The 20,250-nt window shown below is 69.4% G+C and carries 13 protein-coding genes; 4 read left to right on the forward strand and 9 right to left on the reverse strand.

Annotation, left to right across the window (positions count from 1 at the left end):
• Nucleotides 1-125: 125 nt before the first annotated feature.
• The 8 genes from ASD38_RS13975 to ASD38_RS14010 all read right to left on the reverse strand — a co-directional run bounded on the left by ASD38_RS13975 (nucleotide 126) and on the right by ASD38_RS14010 (nucleotide 12,148).
• A complete protein-coding gene (locus ASD38_RS13975; protein ID WP_056460754.1) occupies nucleotides 126-1,022 on the reverse strand; it encodes an alpha/beta hydrolase family protein in 897 nt (298 codons plus the stop codon).
• On the reverse strand, nucleotides 1,019-2,218 hold the full coding sequence (locus ASD38_RS13980) for a cytochrome P450 (RefSeq protein WP_056460757.1): 1,200 nt from the start codon (nucleotides 2,216-2,218) through the stop codon (nucleotides 1,019-1,021). Before ASD38_RS13980 ends, ASD38_RS13975 begins: the two co-directional genes overlap by 4 nt.
• Before the next feature lie 8 nt (nucleotides 2,219-2,226).
• Nucleotides 2,227-3,579, reverse strand: a complete 1,353-nt coding sequence (locus tag ASD38_RS13985; protein ID WP_156390707.1) for an alpha/beta hydrolase — start codon at nucleotides 3,577-3,579, stop codon at nucleotides 2,227-2,229.
• On the reverse strand, nucleotides 3,576-5,156 hold the full coding sequence (locus ASD38_RS13990) for a tannase/feruloyl esterase family alpha/beta hydrolase (protein WP_200946007.1): 1,581 nt from the start codon (nucleotides 5,154-5,156) through the stop codon (nucleotides 3,576-3,578). Before ASD38_RS13990 ends, ASD38_RS13985 begins: the two co-directional genes overlap by 4 nt.
• Nucleotides 5,150-7,786, reverse strand: coding sequence for a TonB-dependent receptor plug domain-containing protein (locus ASD38_RS13995; RefSeq protein WP_056460766.1), 2,637 nt, complete (start codon nucleotides 7,784-7,786; stop codon nucleotides 5,150-5,152). The genes ASD38_RS13990 and ASD38_RS13995 overlap by 7 nt, the downstream gene beginning before the upstream one ends.
• A 160-nt stretch (nucleotides 7,787-7,946) precedes the next feature.
• On the reverse strand, nucleotides 7,947-8,312 hold the full coding sequence (locus tag ASD38_RS14000) for a DUF3237 family protein (protein ID WP_056460769.1): 366 nt from the start codon (nucleotides 8,310-8,312) through the stop codon (nucleotides 7,947-7,949).
• A gap of 207 nt (nucleotides 8,313-8,519) precedes the next feature.
• Complete coding sequence (locus ASD38_RS23420) at nucleotides 8,520-10,892, reverse strand: 2-hydroxyacyl-CoA dehydratase family protein (RefSeq protein ID WP_082560754.1); 2,373 nt, start codon at nucleotides 10,890-10,892, stop codon at nucleotides 8,520-8,522.
• On the reverse strand, nucleotides 10,892-12,148 hold the full coding sequence (locus ASD38_RS14010) for a CaiB/BaiF CoA transferase family protein (RefSeq protein WP_056446159.1): 1,257 nt from the start codon (nucleotides 12,146-12,148) through the stop codon (nucleotides 10,892-10,894). Before ASD38_RS14010 ends, ASD38_RS23420 begins: the two co-directional genes overlap by 1 nt.
• A gap of 447 nt (nucleotides 12,149-12,595) precedes the next feature.
• Between ASD38_RS14010 and ASD38_RS14015 the strand changes: the two genes are divergently transcribed.
• The 4 genes from ASD38_RS14015 (at nucleotide 12,596) to ASD38_RS14030 (ending at nucleotide 18,828) form a co-directional block, all read left to right on the forward strand.
• Nucleotides 12,596-15,298, forward strand: coding sequence for a TonB-dependent receptor plug domain-containing protein (locus ASD38_RS14015; RefSeq protein WP_056460772.1), 2,703 nt, complete (start codon nucleotides 12,596-12,598; stop codon nucleotides 15,296-15,298).
• Nucleotides 15,299-15,377: 79 nt separating this feature from the next.
• A complete protein-coding gene (locus ASD38_RS14020; RefSeq protein ID WP_056460775.1) occupies nucleotides 15,378-17,126 on the forward strand; it encodes a CocE/NonD family hydrolase in 1,749 nt (582 codons plus the stop codon).
• Nucleotides 17,123-18,262 (forward strand): CapA family protein, encoded by a 1,140-nt coding sequence (locus tag ASD38_RS14025; protein ID WP_056460778.1) that lies wholly within the window; start codon nucleotides 17,123-17,125, stop codon nucleotides 18,260-18,262. Before ASD38_RS14020 ends, ASD38_RS14025 begins: the two co-directional genes overlap by 4 nt.
• 71 nt (nucleotides 18,263-18,333) lie before the next feature.
• Nucleotides 18,334-18,828, forward strand: a complete 495-nt coding sequence (locus ASD38_RS14030; RefSeq protein WP_056446162.1) for a MarR family winged helix-turn-helix transcriptional regulator — start codon at nucleotides 18,334-18,336, stop codon at nucleotides 18,826-18,828.
• Here the strand turns inward: ASD38_RS14030 and ASD38_RS14035 are convergent.
• Nucleotides 18,825-20,219: a spinster family MFS transporter gene (locus tag ASD38_RS14035; RefSeq protein ID WP_056460781.1), complete on the reverse strand. Its 1,395-nt coding sequence runs from the start codon at nucleotides 20,217-20,219 to the stop codon at nucleotides 18,825-18,827. The genes ASD38_RS14030 and ASD38_RS14035 overlap by 4 nt on opposite strands.
• Nucleotides 20,220-20,250: the final 31 nt, after the last annotated feature.

A 20,250-nucleotide genomic window follows, 5' to 3' on the forward strand; every position in this document is an offset into this window, starting at 1 on the left:
AGCGTCGATGCAGACGGCGCTCCATGCCGGCGGGCCGGCGGCCAACACCGCCTTCACCGAAGCCTCGGAAATCCTGGCCGAACAGGGCGAGGCGCGCTGACGTCGACGCCTCGCCCGCTGCCGTCCTAGTTCACGCCCTTGTGCTCGACGTGCCAGCCCGGCTTGGCGCAGAGCCCGCAGTCCGCCCCCACGAACATCGCCCGCCCGGCCTGGTCGCCCTTCAGCCGCCAGTTCAGCCAGGCCACGGCGACTTCGCCGAATGCCCCGCCGCGCGGCTGGCCGTAGACGCCGCCGTGACCCACGCCGTCCTGGTAGGCGCGAACGGCGGGGATGTGCGTGATGCGGGCGAAGTCGTCATTGGCGTTGGCGAAAGCGATGTCGGTGGCGTCGCCGCTGACATAGATCGCCGAACCATGCAGGGCCTTCAGGCTCTCCTTGGTCACATTGGCGCCGGGCAGGCCGCCCGTGCCCGTGCCGAGCACGCCGCTGTTCCACACCCCGGTGGTGGACACGCGCGGATCCGCGGACGCCTCGATCGCCTGCAGGCCGCCGCAGGACATGCCCATCACCGCGATCTTCTTGACGTCGAGAAGCCCCCGGTAGCGGCTGGCCGGCCGGGCGTTCTCGGCGACCGCCCAGTCGATGGCGTCGATCAGTTGCGAGGCGGTGGTCTTGGGCGGTCCGGTAAGGTCCGGCGCCGGTCGCGGCGCGTTGGCCGGAGGCGGCGGCTTCGGGCCGACGATCGGCCCGATGGCCACCACCAGATAGCCGTGGCCGGCGATCTCGGTCAGGAACTTGGCGAAGGCGTCGCCCTCGTTGGCGCAGGCGCCGTTGGCCCAGGCGACGATCGGCAGCGAACCCTTGGCCACGGCGCCCAGGTCGACCGGCCGATAGACGGTGTGGGTCGGAAGGCCCGGATCACTCTCCATCACGGCCTTGTACGGCGGCGGCGGGGCCTCGGCCGCCAGGGCGGGACCGGTCAGGAACAGGCCCAGCGTCGCGGCCAACGTCGAAATCTTCATCGGGACTCTCTCGGCAGGGTGAAGCTCAAAGGCGCGGACAGCGCGCCAATCTCGGGGAAGCGGGTCGGGCGGATCTCGCCGTTCAGATCGAAGCTGGCGGTGCGGGCCAGCAGCTCCTCCAGGGCGATGCGCAGTTGCAGCCGGGCAAGGGACGCGCCCGGGCAGTTATGGGCGCCGCGACCGAAGGCCAGATGCTCGCCGATATTGGGACGGTTCAGCACGAACCGGTCGGCGTTCTCGAACTTGCGCTCGTCGCGGTTGGCGGACGCGTAGACTAGGGCGATAGGCTCGCCCGACGGGATCGCCCGCCCCCCGATCACGACGTCCTCCACGGCCGTGCGCGCGAAGCCCCGATAGGGCGTGTACAGCCGCAGGAACTCCTCGACCGCCGCCGGGATCAGGCTGGGATCGGCGCGGAGCTGGGCCTGCAAGGCCTGGTCGCGCGACAGATGCACCGCGATGCTGCCGATCATCACCGTCGGCGCGATGATGCCGACCACCAGAACCTGGCGGATCGTGCCGATGATCATCGCCTCGGGCAGCGGCTCGCCCAGGTATCGCGCGGCCAGCAGCGCGCTGGCGGCGTCGACAGCCGGGTCCAGCGGCTGGGACCGACGGTCCTCGACCACCGCCTTGGCCATGTCATAGAGCTTGAGGCTGGCCGCCTTGACCACGTCGTCGATATTGGCCTGGACGGCGATGTTGTAGTCGCGGCCCACGTCGCTGAGCACCTTGGCCTGATCGTCGGCGATGTTCATCCAGTGGGCGAAGACCCGGATCGGCAGGTGGCTGGAGAAGTCCGCGCAAATGTCGCCCGCGCCTCGCGCCAGCAAAGGCTCCAGAAGGTCGATGGCGATGCGCCGCGTCGGCGCCTCCATCGCGGCCATCCGCTGGGCGTTGAACAACGGGTTGAGCGCGGCGCGATAGGGCGTGTGCTCGGGCGGATCCAGGTGCAGCGGCGGCCGGCGGCCGGTGAACGCCACCTTGGGCACCACGTTCTGCACCGAAGTGATGAAACGCGCGGCGTCCCCCGCCGCCTCGCGCACGTCGTCATAGGTCATCAGCGCCCAGAAGCCGCCCCAAGCCCGGCTGTGGGCGACCGGGCACCGGGCGCGCAGGTCGGCGTAGACGGCGTACGGACTGTCGAACGTCTCCGGTTCCAACGGATCGAAATCCTGGTCTGCGGGCTTGGACATGGACGCTCCTACTCGGGCTTGATGGGCGCGCCCCGACAGGCGCCGCCTCTGACGCAGGGCCGGGCGAACGGCGGCGGCGTGAAGGGCACGAAGCGGCCCTGGGCCTCGCCCGCATCCCGGGCGCGGCGATTGAGGGCGGCCGGCGCGGCGTCCCAGCGGCCCGTGTCGATGCGGGCTTCCAGCGTGCGGATCGCCGCCAGCCGCTCGCCCGCGCCGAACCGGCAATGCCCGGCGCCGCCGACGAAGGCCTGGGCGAGGTTGGCGCCGCGCCGGCGGGATTTCACGGCCGAGGCGTAGGCCGCGTTGGTGCTGACCACGGTCATGCCGTCACCGACATTGTGGACCGTCAGCAACGGACGCTTGATGTCTCCGCTGATCGTGTAGCTGGCGGACATGTAGGCGACGGCGACGGGCTCGGCGGCGATGCGCGGCGCCTTGGCCAAGGTCGCCAGGTCGGCGTCGAGATCCAGGCCCGCCTTGGCGTACAGCGCCTGGACCGCCGGACGGCGGCCGCCGGCGCGAAGCTGGGCGGCGTAGTCGACGCCCGTATTCCACGAGAACACCCCGCCGGCTCGGCGCTCCTGGTCGGCGCGCGGCAGGAAGACGCCCATGACGAAGGCCTTGGCCTGTTGTTCCAACTGCTCGTCGTAGGCGTCGACCTGGGGCTCGGGCGAGGCCGGATCCGTCCAGCCGGGCAACTGCGCCAGGGCGGACGCCAGGGCGATCCGGGCCCGACCTCGCGGCGTCCGCATCGCCTCGCCCAGGATCGCCTGAGCGGCGGCGCCGTTGGCGCGATCATCGCCGGTGGCGACCAACCGCAGGTCCGCGTCCGGCGCCAGCAGGGTCTTGAACGCGAAGGCGCCGTCCAGGGCCGTGTTCATCATGCCGAGCACGCCCGATATGGAGCCGCACAGGGCCAACGCGCCGTCGAGCCGTTCGGGATGACGCTCGGCCAGGGCGACGCTGGTCAGGCCGCCCATGGAGTCGCCCCAGGCGATGACGCGTTTGGGTTTGCCGTAGCGTGCGACGAACGCGTCCAGCGCCGTCCACTGATCGACCTGCGCCTGCTCCAGCGCCCAGCCGGCCTGGGAGTAGGACGAGGCCGCCAGGCCGTAGCCCTGGGCCAGATAGAGCTCGCGTTCACCGCTGGGCGCGCTCTCGGCCGGTCGCAGGGTCTGCGAATAGCCGTGGCCGTAGAGCAGCACCGTGCCGTTCCAGTTCGCCGGGGCCTCGACCACCCAATCTCCGCCGCCAGGCAGCGGCCCACGCGTCTCGCCAGACGCCCTCGGGGTCTGCGCCGCGGCGGGCATCGCGACCAGCGCCGCGGTCATCATCGGCAGAAGGGAGGCGCGCGCGATCACGATGCCTTCCCTTCCCCCGGCGCGGCGCACCGGAAGCTTTCGGCCTTGTTCGGATCGCCGCCGATATGGACGGCCTGGCTAGGCCAGACACAGAGCGGACGCTGACGCGTGACCTGGCCGTCCTCCACCTGGCTGGCGACGATGCGCTCGGGCGCCCTGCCCTGCTCGACCCAGGCCACCATGGCGCTCAAGACATCGTGGTCGCCATCTCCGATCGGTTCGGGCGTGGCCGAACCGCCGAACCGGTCAGGTCCCGTCCCGCCGCGGCAGTGATACAGGCCGGGCACCATCATCAGCCGAGCGAACGCTCGCGTCTCTCGGCCCCCGCCCGTCCTGGCTTCAAGGCCGGCATAGTACTCCAGGCTCTGCTGGGCGATGACCGACGGGTCGAGCCAGCCCTGATAGATCAGCAGCTTGCCGCCCCGGGCCCTGAAGGCCGAGAGGTCCGTCTTGTTGGTCCAGAGCTTCCCCAGTCTTCGCTGCGCCAGGGCCAGGTCGCCGGCGACCGTGAAGGTCCCGGCGTCCCAGCTCGGATCGCGGTGCGCGCCGTCGGCGAACATCGCCCGGAGCAACGGCGACGGCGGTCCCGGCCGCGTCCGCACGCCTGGAAAGACGCCGCTGTCGATGGGCTTTCCGGCCTCGTCGCGCAGCGGGGCGTACGTGATCCGCACCGTGGCCAGCTTGGCCGGCGTCAGGCAGGCTCCGACCGTTCCAGTCGAACAGGCCAACACGGCGGGGTCGAACCGGCAGGTCGGGGGATTGGCGACCAGGCCGTCAGCCAGGCCGTCGTCCCGGTCGCAGGCGGCCACGGCCGCCTTGGCCACCAGGCTCCAGTCGGCGTCGTTCAAGGCCCCCGCCGGGTCGCGCTGGTCGCGCAGCCCAAGCCACATCATCCTCGCCGACAGCGGCGGCATGTTCGGTCCCGGCGCCCCGACCACCACCCCGTCATAGTCGCCGGGATAGTCCTGGACCTCTTTCAGCCCCTGACGCCCGCCGCCGGAGCAGCCGAGGAAATAGGCATGGGCCGCGGGACGGCCGTAATAGGCCTCGACCAAGGCGCGGGCGGCCTGGTTGGTCAAATGCTGAGCGCGGTGGGTGTAATCGTCGACCGCCGCGCGATCCAGCATCCAGTGGGCGTCGGCCGCCTTGTGCCCGCTGTCGGTGGTGACGGCCGCGAAGCCGGCGTCCACCCCACGTCCGAGGTCGGCGTAGTTGTAGATCCCCGCATCGCCGCCGACGCCGGCGCCCAGCAGCCGACCGCTCCAAGCCTGGGTGGCGGGCAGCCAGAACTCGAAGCCGACCCGCCCCTGGATCACGCCCTCGACGCGGCAGAAGGGCTTGGAGGCGACGCCGTTGTAGGCGGCCTGGGTCGGCGACGACCAGACCGGGCTCGGGGTCACCGCCGTCGCGGCGACCACCCGTACGCCTCGCCCGGTAAAGCCACGCAACGCCGCGCAGGCGTCGGCGCCCAGCGCGACGGGACGCGCGGATGGCGGGACGGCGGGCGCGTCCGCGCACCCGACGATCAGCAGGGCCAGCCCCGCCGCCGCCGCGCCGCGCGGATCGCGCCTCACCATGACTTGCTCACATTGAGGCCGACCAGGCGTCCGATGGGACTGGCCGACTGAGAGTCGTAGCCGCCGCTCACATTGACGAACGGCGGATCCTCGTCGAACAGGTTCTGAGCCTCCAGGGCCACCGTGACGCCCTTCAGCCAGCCGCCCGCCGATTGGGCCTCGTAGGCTAGGCGCAGATCGACGGTCCGGTAGGCGTCGACCGTCTGCACCGGGGTGACGGTGTTGTTATCGTAGCCGCTGACGGTGTTGAGAGCGGCAAGGGCGTTCCAGCCGCCCCGTCGCCAGGTCAGCCCCAGGCGCGCGCGCAGGCTCTGGGGGTAGTTGATCTTGTCGACCACGTCGATCGGCGCGACGCCCGGCGCGGGCGAGAACGTGAACTTGGAGAAGTACTCGCCCATGGCGCTGAGTTCGAACGCGCCGAGGCCGGTCTCCCAGGCGTAGTCGACCGCGAAGTCGAAGCCTTCGATCTGACTGGCGCCCAGGTTCTGGCGGCGACCGTCCTGGATGTAGGTGACCGCGCCGACGTTGATCGTGGTGTTGGTGACGTACTTGGCCTGCAGCGCCGCGATCTGGGCGGGGGTCGGATTGAAGATCACATAGGGCGCGTAATAGGGCAGCGTCAGAAGGCCCGACGTGCCGCGCAGGGCCACGATCTGGTTGCGGTAGTCGATCGAGAAGTAGGTGAGGTTGGCGTGCAGACCCGGCGCCGCGGGCGGCGTCCAGTCCACGCCCGTCGACCAGGTCGTCGCCTTCTCGGGCTTGAGGTCGACATTTCCGCCGGCGATGCCGATCCCGTAGCAGCTGCCGGTGGCGCAAGGCAGGGTGTCGCCATAGAGGCCCGCCCCGCCCCCGATCGGGCTGTTCTCCGCCAGGCTGGGCGCCCGGAACGACTTGCCGTAGCTGCCCTTGACGGTGAGTCCGTCGACCAGCTTCCAGTCCAGGCCGAGCTTGGGGTTCGAGGTCGATCCGAAGTCGCTGTAGTCCTCGTAGCGGCCGGCCAGCGACACGTTCAGCTTCTGGACCAGCGGCAACGCGTTTCCATCGCCGACAAGCGGCACGAAGAGCTCGCCATAGACCGCCCGGATGTCGCGGTCGGCGTGGCTGTAGGCCGAGACCGGCGCGCGGGTCGTTCCGGTGAACAGGTTGGTCACCAGGAGCTCGTTGCGGGCCTCGGCCCCGACGGCCAGACGGACGGTCCCGCCGGGAAGGGCGAACAGCGGGCCGTCGGCTTGGGCGGTGACCGCCTCCAGCCCGGTTCGGGCCTGGATGACGAAGGAGCCCGTCTTCAACAAGGCGATCACGTCGGGATTGGTCGGCCCGCCGAACACGTTGAGCGCCTTGGTCGGATCGTTGCTGGCCAAGGCCGCCGTCCCACCGGCCGTGTAATAGTTGGTGCGCTGCTTGTTGACGTCGTCGGACCGGCCGTAGGTGGCCGTCACCTTGGCTCTCCAGTTGGCCGGCAGGCGGGCGTCGAAGCCGAGGTTCATCGCGTAGGATGACGAGACGCTGGGCACATGGTTGTAGCCGAAGACGTCGGCGAACGAGTAGTTGACCGTCTCCGAGGTCCCGGCCGGCGCGCCCGGGGGACGGACGTAGAAGGCGTTGGTGTTGGGCACGCTGAGCGACGCGGTGACCACGTTGCGGTTCATCACCTCGCGCCGCGAATAGTAGCCGAGCGCGAAGAGGTCGATGCTCGGCGTGGCTTCCTGGCGGGCGCTGAGCAGCAGGTTGTTCTTAGACTGCTTGGGAATGATGTAGTTGAGCCGCAGGTTGTCGCAGGCGTTGCTCGTGTTCGGCGTCAGGCGGCTCGCGTTGGCCGGCGTCACGCCGCCGACCGGAATGGCGTAGCTGACCCCGCCGATGACGATGTTGCCCGGGCTGCACTGGGTGCTGCGATAGTCGCGACCGCCCCGGGATCGCAGATCGGACGTATAGAAATCGCGATCCTGACCTTCGAGGGCGGAGTTGTGGGTGTGCTCCAGGGCCAGGACCACCGACCCGGTGTCCCACCGATGGCCGAGGATCTGGCTGATCTGTTGGGTGCTGTAGCCGTCGGCGAAACCGGCCCGGACGGTGGTCTCGGCTCCCTGGAAACGGGCGCGTGGGATCAGGTTGACCACCCCGGCCACGGCGTCGGAGCCATAGATGGCCGAAGCGCCGTCCGGCACGACCTCGACTCGCTCCAGCGCGATGAACGGCAGCACCGACGGATCGATGAACTGGCCCTGGGTGCCGGCGGCGGGGAAGCGATTGCCGTCCAGCAGCAGCAAGGTGGCGTTGACGCCCACGCCGCGCAGATTGACGCCCGCGCCGCGCGTGGCGTTGGCCGCGCCGTTCTGGGCCGAGGTGGCGACGGCGGACGGACCCAATCCGATGATCTGCGGCACCTTGCGCAGCAGGTCCGAGACGCTGGTCGCGCCGCTGTCCACGATCTGCTCGCGATCGAGCCCGATGGGGGTGGCGCCGACGGCCGCCACACCGCGGATGCGCGTGCCGGTGACGACCACCTCGGCGACGGCGCCTTCGGAAGCGGTCTGCGCCTGGGCGGCCGACGCGGCGGCTCCGATGGCGATCGCCAGCGCCAGACTTGAGACGCAGATGTGGCGTGACGGGACTCGGGTACTCTTCATGGCGCCCTCCCTCGCGGCGCGTACGGCAAGTCGCCGTCGGGCCGTCTTGGTTTATCGCGACCCCCAAATGGTTCGCATAACAATAGTATGTTATACGAACTATATGAGTTCAAGCGAAAGTGGGCGCCTTCGCGCGGCGCTGATCAGTCTGGCTCCCAACTCAATCGACGCGGAAGACCTTGAGCCGCACCCGATCGGGCAGGCGTTCGCCCAGGCTGAGGAAGACGCTTTCAGTCAGCCAGCCGTGCGGCCCTGGCCCGACCTCGAACACCGGCGTGGCGCGAAAATAGCAGAGCGCCGGATCGACCACTTCGCCGGCGGTCAGGCGCCGCACGACGTCGGACGAGGCCCGGCGCACGCCCGTGTTGATGACGCCCGCCGTCTGGCCGTCGGCGAAGCGAATTGTGTAGCGGGCCTGCAGGAGGGTCACGCCGTCTGGCCGGATCGTCTGCAAGTCCGCCCCGCCGGGCAGGATGACCCCGCCGAGGCCCGGGCCGTTCACGCGGCCGCCCGTGATCGGGATCACGCGGCTGGAGACGCCGCGCGCACCGCGCCGGACACGGCCCAGCCGCCCGACGCCGCCGTCAACGCCACGCTCATCTGACGTCGGGTGAGTCTGCTGGAATCGCCCATGGTCGCTCCGATCCTCGCCGTCTGGATGGCGCGATCAGATCAAATAGTCGTGGGCGCAACAAACAGTCTAGAAAACAAACATTTGTCGTCGCTCGCCGGACTATCGGACCCGCGCCGCCACGGGCCCTTCGATGAAAGCCGTGACGGCGGCCTCCAGCGTGTCGCCGTCGGCGCTCATGTTGCTCATCGGCAGGCGCAGCACCGGAACGCCCGCTCGCTCCAGGGCCTCAAGCACGAAGGGGTCGGCGTCGTCGATGGCGACCGCCCCGTGCACGCCGTGAAGCTGGGCTTCCTTGACGTGCCATGCGCCGGCCCAGGTGGGCATCCGCAGCTCGTCGCCCATGGTCACGAAGCGCGCGGCCAGGGCGCGCAGGGAGTCTCGGTCGCCCTCGAAGGCGCGGATATAGCCGTCGGCGGCCAAGCCCAGATACATCGACCAGACGAAGACCGCGCCGTGGCTGTCCTCCCAGCGCTGGTAGAAGCCCATGTCGCTCCACAGGCCGCGCCCGACCCACATCAGCCGCACCCGCTCGTCCGGACAGGCCCCCTCGCCCGCCTCGGCGCGCGCGGCGATCTCCTCGTAGAGCCGCTTGGCCGCGTCGCGCCCCCAGATCGTGCCGCGATGCCATTGCGGCACCATGGTCGCGGGCATGGTGTCGACGATCCCGGCCGGCGCGGGCCGGGTGGCGGCGATCAGGTCGCGCGCGCGGCGATAATAGTCTTCCTGTTCATTGACGAGGGTCATCACCTCGACGAAGCGCGCCGGATCGAACTTGCGGCCGGTGACGGCCTCCAGACGCGGGATGCTGGCCTCCAGCTGGGCGGTAAGCAGGTCCAGCCGTTCGGCTTCCAGCGTCTCGTCCCAGCGCTCGGGCAGGTCGGACCACCAGGCGACAGGCAAGTCCCAGCGGCTGTCGACCGACCGCTCATAGACGAAGAGCTCGGCGCCGGTTTCATGCGCCCAAGCCTCGAACAGCTTGGCCCCGGCGTCGGAGCCCTTCGTTAGGGCCAGGATATCCGGCTTGGGCAGCCCGCCCCAGGGCGCGTCGTCGAGGTGGGCGTCCAGGGCCGCGGCCAGTCCCTGGGCGCTGTAGCTCTCGACGTCCGCGGGGTAGTCCGCCCCTTTCAGCAGCGCCGCGTAGTCCCCTCCGCGCTGTTTTGCGGCGACGATCGAGGCCCACCACTGGTTCACCACATAGGGGATGTCCATGGCCCGGAGGATTTCCTGGGGCGCGTCGGCGTTGACGACCGCGAAGGGTCCCTCCGCGGCGCGACGCCGGACATCGGCGAACCAGTCGCGCTGCCAGACCCCGAAGTCGGCGGTCGAGACCAGCGCCTTGCGGCTGCGGCGACCCGCGCCGTCGGCCGAGGCCGGTCGCGCGGACTTCTCAGGCGCCTTGGCCTCCGGTCGCGACCGGGCGGGCGGAGCCTGTCGGGGCGCGAACGGATCGGCGAAGAATGCGTCCAGCGCCTCGGCGAGCCTCACCGGGTCGGGCTCGAGATCCAGCTTCAAGCAGAGCAGCGGCTTTTCGACCGCCGCCAGGGCCTCACGGGTCCGCGCGACATCCCAGGGCGAAGACTCGTCTCCCGGCAGGCGAACATGAACCACCGCCTCGACATCCATCGCCTTGGCCCGGGCGGTCAGGGCCTGGGCGCGAGCGACACTGGATCCGCCCACGGCGCCGGGCAGCGGCGTTTCCCAACGCCGAAGCAGGGCCTCAAAAGGGTCCAGGCTCTCGTCCAGCATCATGTCCGCCCAGGGGTCGCCCCAGTCGTGGTCCTCGCCGACAATCACGCAGCCGGCGGCCTCGATCATCGCATAGATGACAGAGGTCTCGTGCGGCGCGCCGGTGACCAGCACCCGTCGGCCCGTCCGCGGCCCGGCGCTGGCCTGGGCCGCCAAGATCAGGCCGCCGCTCTCGGTCGCGGAGACCTGGCCCACGGCGCGAATGAGATCCAGGGCTTGGACGCCGCTCATCAGCGGCGTCGGCGCGGCCCGCAGGTTTAGGACCTGCTTGAGGCGCCGCCGCCGCGCGTTGGCCTTGGCGACCTCCTCGGCCAGATCGGCCGGGGTGATCGGCCTCCCGGCCAGGCCTTCGAGCCAGGCCTTGAACCCCGCCAGCCGCGCACGATTGTAGCGCCGAATGGACTCATCGACGCCGGTCAGGACGTCGACATGGGCCGTCGAAAGCCCGCCGCCACGCCCGGTCCGCGAGAGCTCGCGCAGCACCGAGAACAGCTGGACGTCCTCGACACGGTCATGGGCGATGGCGGCGCCGGCGAACGCCGGATCCCTTCCCAGCATCTGGACCAGCAGCGAACGCGACCGGGGCGGCTGGCCCTCGAACGCCTCCGCCGGCGCGCCGGCGCGATCCGCGGCCAGGCGATACGGTGTGAAGCCCGCCGCGGCGATCAGCTCGCGCGGGACGTCGACGCCGATCTGGGCCAGCGTCCGACCGCCGTCCCCGGACATCAGATCGCGCCCGCTTCGGTCAGGCCGCGGACCTTTTCGTCCGAATAGCCCAGGAGGTCGCGATAGATCGACAGGTTGTGCTCGCCGATCGCCACGGGCAGCACCGCGTCGAACCCCGTGCGCCCCTGCGAGAACTGGATCGGCACGCCGGCGGTCATCAGACCGTCCTTATCCGGATAGGCCGGGTGGACGATCGGCGTCGTTTCACCTCGGGCGACCACGCGCGGATCCTTCAGGCCTTCGGCGGGATGGCGCACGGGCGCCGCCGGAACGCCCTGCTCCTCCAGCCGGCGGACGACCTCGGCGGTCGGCAGCCGGCTGGACCAGGCTTCGATCAGGGCTTCCAGATTAACGGCGTTGGCGACTCGGCGGTCTCGGGTGGCGTAGCGCGGATCTTCGCCTAAGGCCTCGTCGCCCATGGCCCTGAACAGACCGCGCGCGAGGCCCTCGTGCACCGCGACGATCGAGACATAGCCGTCCAGGCAGCGGAACACGCCGAACGGAGACAGGCGCTGGACCGTGAGACCGGTCCGGGCCTCCATGCCGGCCAGGGCCATGGCTTGCCAGTTTTCGATGGCCACGAACGACGTCAGGGCGCCCAGCATCGAGACGTCGACCTGCTGTCCCTCGCCGGTCCGCTGTCGGTGGTTCAGGGCGGCGAGAATGCCGATCACGCCGAACATGGGCGCCAACATGTCGGCCATCGGGATGCCGATGCGGACGGGTGGATCGCCGGCGCCGCCGCTGGTGTACATCGCACCGCTGAGGGCCTGGATCAGCACGTCCATGGCCTTGCTGCCTTCGGCCACGCCCGCGCCGAAGCCGCTCAACGAACAATAGATGATCGCCGGATTGGCGGCCTTGGCGGCCGCATAGCCGACGCCCAGGCGGTCGGCCGTGCCGCTGGTGAAGTTCTCGACGACGATGTCCGCGTTGCGAACCAGATCCGCGAAGACATCGCGGGCCTGGGGGTGCTTGAGGTTCAGGCTGACCCCGTGCTTGCCGCGCGCCCGGGTCAGGTGGGAGATCGACAGGTCGTCGGCGTGGCGCTTTTCGACGCTGACCCCGTCGCGCCCCACATAGGGACTATTGTCGCGCGCCAGGTCGCCGCCGCGCGGATCCTCGACCTTGATCACCGTCGCGCCCAGGCCGGCCAGCAGAAGGGTCGCATAGGGCCCAGCCAGCGCGCGCGTCAGATCGATGACGGTCAGACCCTCCAAGGGGCGGGCGCGGGCATCGGCGGCGGCGTCGGTCACGAAAATCACCTACTACAGGGAATAAGATATTGGCGCTGAAAGGTTTTTCGCGGCATCGACCACGGCGACGCGCGTTCCCCAACCGCGACATTCAGCGAGCCGGGGCGGCCCGTGTCAATGAATAGTTTGCAAAATAAACTATATGGTGACTAACAACTGGCTCCCTTCCCGCGGGGACCGGGCGGCGCCGGCGACCGCCTCCACGGGCCAAGGCCGCCGTCTCGACGCCGTGTGAGCGGCGCCGCCGAACCAGGCCTCCGCGCGGACGGCGCCTCTCCGATAACACCGGTCTCAAACTTCGCCTTACCCCCTTGCAACCATTTCGTTCGTAAAACATACTGTTTTTATTCGAACGGTTTTATCGACGATCTAAATCGAAGAACCGGACATGAACCGAGATAAGAACGGCCGACGGCGCCCAGCCGGACGGCTCACGGGAGGGCCGCCATGAAGACCACCATTTCACGCCAAGCTTGCGTCTCGCATCTGGCCATCATCGCCGCCGTCTGGTCCACAGGCACGGCGGTTCAGGCCCAGACCGCGCCCGCGGCCGAACCCGATACGGCGGTGTCCGAGATCGTCGTGACCGGCACCAGCATTCGCGGCGTCGCCAGCGCCGGGTCGCCGACCATCGGCATCGGCATCGAGGAACTGAAGGCCAGCGGCGCCAGCACCGCCAGCGACGCCGTTCGCCTGCTGCCGCAGGTGGTGAACCTCGGCGCGGACGAAAGCCGCAACAGCTTCAGCGGCGGAGCCCAGGACGCCGCCGCGAATTCCACGGCCGTGCGCGCCGCCAACCTCCGGGGCATCGGTCCGGAAGCCACCCTGCTGCTGCTGAACGGTCGCCGCCTGGCCCCCAACGGCGTGATCAAGGCCCTGAGCGACCTCGACCAGATCCCCACTTCGTCGATCGCCCGCATCGAGGTGGTGACCGACGGCGCCTCGGCGATCTACGGCTCGGACGCCGTGGCCGGCGTCGTCAACCTGATCACCCGCAAGGATTTCGACGGCGCCGAGACCACCCTCCGCTACGACTTCGCCGACGACGTCTCCCAGAAGCAGTTCAGCCAGACCTTCGGCAAGACCTGGGACAAGGGCGGCTTCTTCTTCTCATACGAACACAACGAGCGCGGCCACCTTTCGGGGGCCGACCGCGACTTCGCCAGCCAGAACCGCACCGCCCGCGGCGGCAGCGACGCGCGACCGTTCACCGCCGCGCCCGGCAACATCGTGATCGGCGGCGTCCGCTACGCCCTGCCCCCCGGCAACGGCGTCGGCGTCCCCTCGAGCGCGTTGGTCGCCAACACCGCCAACCGCTACGACGAGGCCGCGGCCGCGGACCTGCTGCCCAAGCAGAACCGCGACACCGTGCTGTTCAACATCCACCAGCACCTCGATGAGAACCTGGAGCTCTGGTACGAAGGCTTCTACACCCGGCGCAAATACGACCTCGCCGCGCCCCCGGCCCTGTTCAGCCTGGCCGTCCGCAACACCAATCCCTGGTATGTCTCGCCCGCCGGCCAGACGTCGGAGACCGTCGAGTACCGCCTGAACGACGACCTCGACCCGAACTCGACCGGCTTCGAGAACGCCCAACAGAACGCGATCGGCTTCAACTTCGATCTGCCCAAGCAGTGGCGCATCGCCGCCTATGTCGACCACAGCGTCAGCCGCGGCTTCCAGGATCGGAAGAACGTGCTCAACAACGGCGCCCTGACCGCGGCCTTGGCCAGCAGCAACCCGGCGACCGCCTTCAATCCGTTCGGCGACGGCACGTTCAACCGGACCAACAACGCCGCCCTGTTGGACATCATCGACGCCAACCGCGCCACCTGGGGCACGAACATCGCCAAGGACTTTTCGATCAAGGCCGACGGTCCGCTGTTCGAACTGCCCGCCGGCTCGGTCCGCGTGGCGATCGGCGCCGAGTACCACGACAACGGCTTCAAGCAGACCCTGGAAGCCAACAACGTCCTGGCCAGCGGCGCGGCGACCTACAAGATCGTCAACAACAGCCGCAACATCCACACGATCTTCGGCGAGCTGTTCGTGCCCCTGGTGAGCCCGGCGAACGCCATCCCCGGGGTGAACCGGCTGGAGCTGTCGCTCGCGGGTCGCCGCGAGGACTATTCCGACTTCGGCGAGACCACCAATCCAAAGGTGGGGTTGATCTACGCGCCGGTGTCGGACCTCAGCCTGCGCGCCACCTACGGCACCTCGTTCCGCGCGCCGTCGCTGGTCGACAGCGCCGACCAGATCAAGAACATCTTCATCCAGAACCTGACGGACCCGACCTCGCCGAGCGGCGTGCGGCGCGGCATCTTCACCAACGGCGGCAACGGTCAGCTCGGCCCGGAGACGGCCAAGACCTGGTCCGCGGGCCTGGACTGGAAACCCAAGGCGCTTGAAGGACTGAGCGTGTCGGCGACCTGGTACAAGATCCTCTACGACAATCGCATCGACGTGGCGCCGACCACCGCCCTGACCAGCGGCTCGGTCTACGCCGCCTACATCGTCCGCCGCCCCGCTGCGTCGGACGCGACGGCCACGGCGGCCTTCAACGCCCTGGTCGCCCAGGCCCTGGCCAGTCCGGACCTGCAGAACCCGGTCGAGCCGGTGAGCAATATCGACGTCCTGCTCGACGGCCGCCGGCAGAACCTCGGCCAGTTGGATCAACGCGGCCTGGACGTCTCGATCCGCTACGATTTCAGCACGCCGATCGGCGATTGGGCGGTCGGGACCGAGGTGGCCAAGATCCTGAAGCTCGAGCGCAAGACCGCCGCGGCCTCGCCCTGGATCGACGTGCTCGACACCTTCGGCAACCCGGTCGACCTGCGGGTGCGCGGCACGCTGAGCTGGCGTCAGAACGGCTGGTCGGCGAACCTCTTCGCCAACTACACCGACAGCTATCTCAACACGGCCGTCACCCCGAACGTGAAGGCCAAGAGCCAGACGACCTACGACGTCACGACGTCCTACGCGTTCGGCGACGAGGCCGGCTGGGGCAAGGGCGTCCGCGTCTCGGCCAACGTCATCAACCTGTTCGACAAGGATCCGCCGATCGTCCTCAATGGCACGTCCTCGTGGGACAGCCAGAACGCCTCGGCGATGGGCCGGTTCGTATCCCTGGAAATCACCAAGGCCTGGTAGGCCGCCCCGTTTCTTCCCCGGTAACTACGGCGGATCGGGGCCAGCCCTGGTCCGCCGTTTCTTTTCGAGTAAGCCGCGCATGAAATCCACCGTCGTCGCCCTCGCCGCCCTGCTTTCCGCCTCGGCGCTTGCCGGCCCCGTCCTGGCCCAAGCCCCCGCCGCCTTCGGCGCCTACAAGCCCAGGGACGACTACGCCCAGCAGGTGGTCACCGCGTTCTACCTGCCCCTGCGCGACGGCACGAAGATCGCCGTGTCGCTGCACCGGCCCGCGGTGGACGGCAAGCCGGTCGACACGCCGCTGCCGGTGATCTGGCACCATACCCTGGACATCGAGAAGGCCGGCGTCCGCGTCGCCGACGCGACCGCCGCCACCGACCGCCACACCCTGTCGGACTTGACCCGCGCCGGTTACGTCGTGGCCGTCGTGGCGCGACGCGGCAACGGCGCCTCGTTCGGGACCCGTCGCGGCTACGAAGACTTCACCGAGGGCTTCGACGCCTACGAGATCACCGAATGGCTGGCGGCTCAGCCTTGGTCGAACGGCCAGATCGGCATGTACGGCTGCTCCAACACAGGCGAGGCGGTGATGCACGCCCTGATCGCCCGGCCGCCGCACCTGAAGGCCGCCTTCGCTGGCTGTTTCGCCTGGGACCGTTATGACGGCCACACGCGCGGCGGCATCATCTCCCAATACGGCACCGGCCCGGTCCGCACGCTCGAGGACGACCTGAAGGCCACGCCCGTGCAAGGCGACGAGGATCGCGTCCAGCTGCGCCAGGCCGCCGAGGAACACCAGAAGTCGACCAACCTGCTCGAACTGATGAAGTCCATGCCCTATCGCGACAGCTGGTCGCCCCTGGTCATGGCCAAGTTCTGGGGCGAGGTCAGCATCGGGGCCTACCTGGACCAGGTGAAGGCCTCGAAGGTCCCGCTCTACATCCAGGGCGGCTGGTACGACGATTTCCGCACCGAAGGCCTGATCGCCCAGGCCAACCTGCCGGACCAGGCGCGGATCGTGATCGGCCCCTGGCGCCACTGCCTCAACGACGGCTTCGATCTGCGCGCCGAGCAGCTGCGGTTCTTCGACCATTATCTGAAGGGTAAGACCACCGGCGTCGAGACCGACGCGCCGATCCACTACTTCACCGTCGGCGCGCCGCGGGGGCAGGAATGGCGCTCGGCCCGAGCGTGGCCGCGCCCCGACGCCGCCAACAGGCTCTTCCTGAGCGCCGAGGCCCTCGCGCCCAAGGCTCCGGCCAAGAGTCGGGCCAGCAGCGTGACGGTGGACTACGCCCCCGTCTGCCCGCCCGATGCGGTGAAGCCCAACTGGGGCCCGTTCGCCCAGCCCTGCCATCCGGCCAAGGCCAGTTTCGTCTACAACGGATCGCGCCTGGCCGCCGATACGGAGATGACCGGCACGCCGCTGGTGGATCTGTGGATCTCGTCGACGGCGCCTGAGCAGCCGATCTTCGCCTATCTGGAGGACGTCGCGCCGGACGGGACGGTGACGGTCGTCAGCGAGGGCCGCCAACGCGCCTCGCTGCGGAAGGTCGTTCCGGCGACCTGGGAGACCATCGGAATCCCCTGGCGGCGCAGTCGCATCGAGGACCATCAGCCGCTGAAGACGGATGAACCGGTGAAGGTCTCGTTCGACATGCTGGCGGTGTCCTATGTCTTCAAGGCCGGTCACAGGATCCGCGTCGCGGTCTCGGGCGCCGATCCGCGGGAGCGGGCCCGCACCGAGGTCTCGCCCGCCGCCGCCCTCACCCTGCATACTGGTGGCGACACCCCGTCCAGCGTCGTCCTGCCGTTCGGAACCGCCCGATGAGCGCGCCTTTCAAGCTCTACATGACCGGCGACCTGGTGCTGGACGAGCCCGAGGCCGATTTCTTCTTCGACCCGGTCCGGGCGATGCTGGCCGAGGCCGACCTGCTGATCGGCCATGTCGAGGTGCCGCACACCACGCGCGGGGAGGAATCGGTCGGCGACATCCCCGCCCCCGCCAGCGATCCGGAGAACCTGCGCGCGGTCGGCCGGGCCGGCTTCCACATGGTCAGCCTGGCGGGCAACCACGTCCACGATCGCGGCGCCGAGGGCATCGAGGACACGATCGCCAACCTGGCCGACCAGGGGGTGGCCACGGCGGGCGCGGGCCTCGACCTGGCTCGGGCCCGCCGTCCCGGCCTCATGACCCGGCGCGGCGTCCGCGTGGGCCTGCTGAGCTACAACTGCGTCGGCCCCAAGGAAGGCTGGGCCGGACCCAAGCGGGCCGGCTGCGCCTATCTGAAGATCATCACCCACTACGAACTGGAGAACGCCAACCCCGGCGGGCCGCCCAAGGTCTACACCTTCGCCGACCCCGACACGGTCGAGGCCATGCAGGCCGACGTCGCGGCGATCCGCGCCCAGGTCGATCTGCTGGTCGTGGCCTTCCACAAGGGCGTGGTCCACACACCCGCCCACATCGCCATGTACGAGAAGGCTGTGTCGCGGGCGGCGATCGAAGCGGGGGCCGACATCGTGATCGGCCACCATTCGCACATCCTGCGCGGCGTCGAGGTCTGGCGCGGCAAGCCGATCTTTCACGGGCTGGGCAATTTCGTGACCGTGACGCGCGCCCTGACGGCCGAGGGCAACGAAAGCCCGGAACGGCGGGCCTGGGCGGAAAAGCGCAAGGTGCTGTTCGGCTTCGAGCCCGACCCCGACTATCCGCTCTATCCGTTCCACCCGCAGGCCAAGAACGGCATGGTCGCGGCCTGCCATCTCGATACGAACGGCGTGTTGAGCCCCGGCTTCCGACCGATCTGGACGGCGCCCACGGGCCAGCCCCAGCCGCTGGGTCCGGACGAGCGTGGCCAGGCGGTCGCCGACTATGTCGCCGACATCAGCCGCCAGGCGGGCCTGAAGACCGAATTCGCTTGGGACGGGGAGCGCGTGGTGTTCGCCGCCGCCGACAGCCATTGACCCGGGCGGCTCCAGCGGACAAGGAGGTCACCTCCTCTCGCCGAACCGCACGCAAGATCATGACCTCGACCATGGCCCCAGAAGTTCCCGATCCCCTGGACGAGCCCAAGGGGGAGATCGATCTGGGCATCCTCAACGATATTATCGGGTTCCGCATCCGGCGCATCCAGAACCACCTGTCGCGATCGTTCAGCGTCCTGCTCGGCGATGACGACCTGCGCCCCGGCGTGTTCTCGACCCTGGCCTTGATCGCCGCCAATCCGGGTCTTTCGCAAAAGACCCTGTCGCGCGAAGTCGGCTTCGACAAGGCGAGCATCGTCGCGATCCTCGACAACATGGAAGCCCGGGGCTGGACCCGCCGTCAGCGCTCGACCGCCGACCGGCGCCGCCATCATCTGTTCGTCACGCCCGAAGGTCAGAAGGCGCTGGATCGGATGGCGGCGCTGGCCCGCAGCAACGAGGCCGAGGCGCACGCGACCCTGTCGGCCGAGGAGCAGAAGACGCTGGGCGCCCTGCTCGACAAGCTCTACCGCGCGGTCGCCTCGATGCCTCCGAACCGGGACTAGTCCGAGCGGGCCTTGAGGGCGCGGCTGGCCAGGACCAGGAACACCGCGGCCAGCACGAAGCCGAACGACACCGTCACCAGGGCTGTCTGCAGGCCCGCGGCCGACGCCGTCGCGCAGGCGGCTCCGATGTCGGCGGCCGCGCCCTTGGCCGCGTGACCGCCCGGACACGTCGCCGCGAACCGACCCAGGGTCGCCGGGAACCGCTGGCTCGAGATCATGTCGCTGATCCCGCCGGCCAGCACCGGCCCCACCATGGCGCCCACGACCGTGGCGCCGAACATGAACACCGCCGCCCCCGTGGCGCGCATGGTGCCGGGCACGATGTTCTGCACGGCCGCGTACATCGGGCCGTTCTTGAGGTTGTAGGCCACCGACGAGGCCAGCAGGAACGGCATGCCGATCGCCCAGTTCGGTTGGGTGAAGGCCAGGACGTAGAAGACGCAGGTCAGCACCGCGCCGACCGCCGGGACCAGGACATAGGAGCGTCCGCGATCGTCGGCGAAGCGGTCGGCGGCGAAACCGCCGAGGAAGGCGCCGATCAGGCCCACCATGCCGCTGAGCCCCAGCACGCCCCCCGCCTGGGCCAGGGTGAGGCCGTGGCTGCGGATCATGAACGAGACCGTGAACACCGTCGTTGCGTTGTAGGCCAGGCCGATGAAGGCCCCGCCGACAAAGACCCAGACGAAGGCGCGATTTCCCGCCAGCCACTTGAAATCGCTGAAGAACGAACCCTTCTGGCGCTCGGTCCTAACCGCCGCCTGTCCCTTGGTGCGGGGTTCCTTGAGGGTCAGCCAGACCAGCACGGCCAGCAGCAGGCCAGGCAGGCCCACGGCCAGGAACGCCACGCGCCAACCGTACTGCTGGGCCACCAGGCCGCCGATGACCGGGGCCAGGATGGTGGCCAGGGAGGGGGCTGTGCTGACCACCGACATCACCACGCCGCGCTGGCGCATGCTGAAGTTGTCGGCCAGCAGCGAGTGGCTGATCGGGATGCAGCCGCCCTCGCCCATGCCGACGCCCACGCGCGACAGCAGCAGTTGCGCATAGCCTTGGCTCAGGCCGCAGAAGGCCGTCATGGCCGACCAGAAGGCCACGACGAACGCCAGCAGGCTGGCGCGGTTGATCCGTTCGGCGAGACGCGCGATCGGAATGCCCGCGACGGAATAGAAGATCGCGAAGGCCGGCCCGCTCAGCAGGCCCAACTGCGCGTCGCTGAGGCTCAGCTCGCGCTTGATCGGTTCCTGCAACACCCCCAGGATGATGCGGTCTAGATAGTTGCAGACGGTGACCAGCAGCAGCAGGGCGAGGATGTAGATCTGGTAGGGACGCCAGCGCGTCGCGGGAGACTGCGCGCGCGGCTGCGCATCAGCCTCGATCCGGGCCTCAGACATTCCGTTTCCTCCGGGCGTGCAGCCGATCCTT

The organism is Caulobacter sp. Root487D2Y, from assembly GCF_001427165.1.
Lineage (GTDB): Bacteria > Pseudomonadota > Alphaproteobacteria > Caulobacterales > Caulobacteraceae > Caulobacter.

Excerpts from the sequence above, each read along its gene's own strand:
- ASD38_RS14015 (WP_056460772.1), top strand. The coding sequence starts at position 12,596 with ATGAAGACCACCATTTCACGCCAAGCTTGCGTCTCGCATCTGGCCATC.
- ASD38_RS14035 (WP_056460781.1), bottom strand. The coding sequence starts at position 20,219 with ATGTCTGAGGCCCGGATCGAGGCTGATGCGCAGCCGCGCGCGCAGTCT.
- ASD38_RS13975 (WP_056460754.1), bottom strand. The coding sequence starts at position 1,022 with ATGAAGATTTCGACGTTGGCCGCGACGCTGGGCCTGTTCCTGACCGGT.
- ASD38_RS13980 (WP_056460757.1), bottom strand. The coding sequence starts at position 2,218 with ATGTCCAAGCCCGCAGACCAGGATTTCGATCCGTTGGAACCGGAGACG.
- ASD38_RS13995 (WP_056460766.1), bottom strand. The coding sequence starts at position 7,786 with ATGAAGAGTACCCGAGTCCCGTCACGCCACATCTGCGTCTCAAGTCTG.
- ASD38_RS13990 (WP_200946007.1), bottom strand. The coding sequence starts at position 5,156 with ATGGTGAGGCGCGATCCGCGCGGCGCGGCGGCGGCGGGGCTGGCCCTG.
- ASD38_RS14020 (WP_056460775.1), top strand. The coding sequence starts at position 15,378 with ATGAAATCCACCGTCGTCGCCCTCGCCGCCCTGCTTTCCGCCTCGGCG.
- ASD38_RS14025 (WP_056460778.1), top strand. The coding sequence starts at position 17,123 with ATGAGCGCGCCTTTCAAGCTCTACATGACCGGCGACCTGGTGCTGGAC.
- ASD38_RS23420 (WP_082560754.1), bottom strand. The coding sequence starts at position 10,892 with ATGTCCGGGGACGGCGGTCGGACGCTGGCCCAGATCGGCGTCGACGTC.
- ASD38_RS14030 (WP_056446162.1), top strand. The coding sequence starts at position 18,334 with ATGGCCCCAGAAGTTCCCGATCCCCTGGACGAGCCCAAGGGGGAGATC.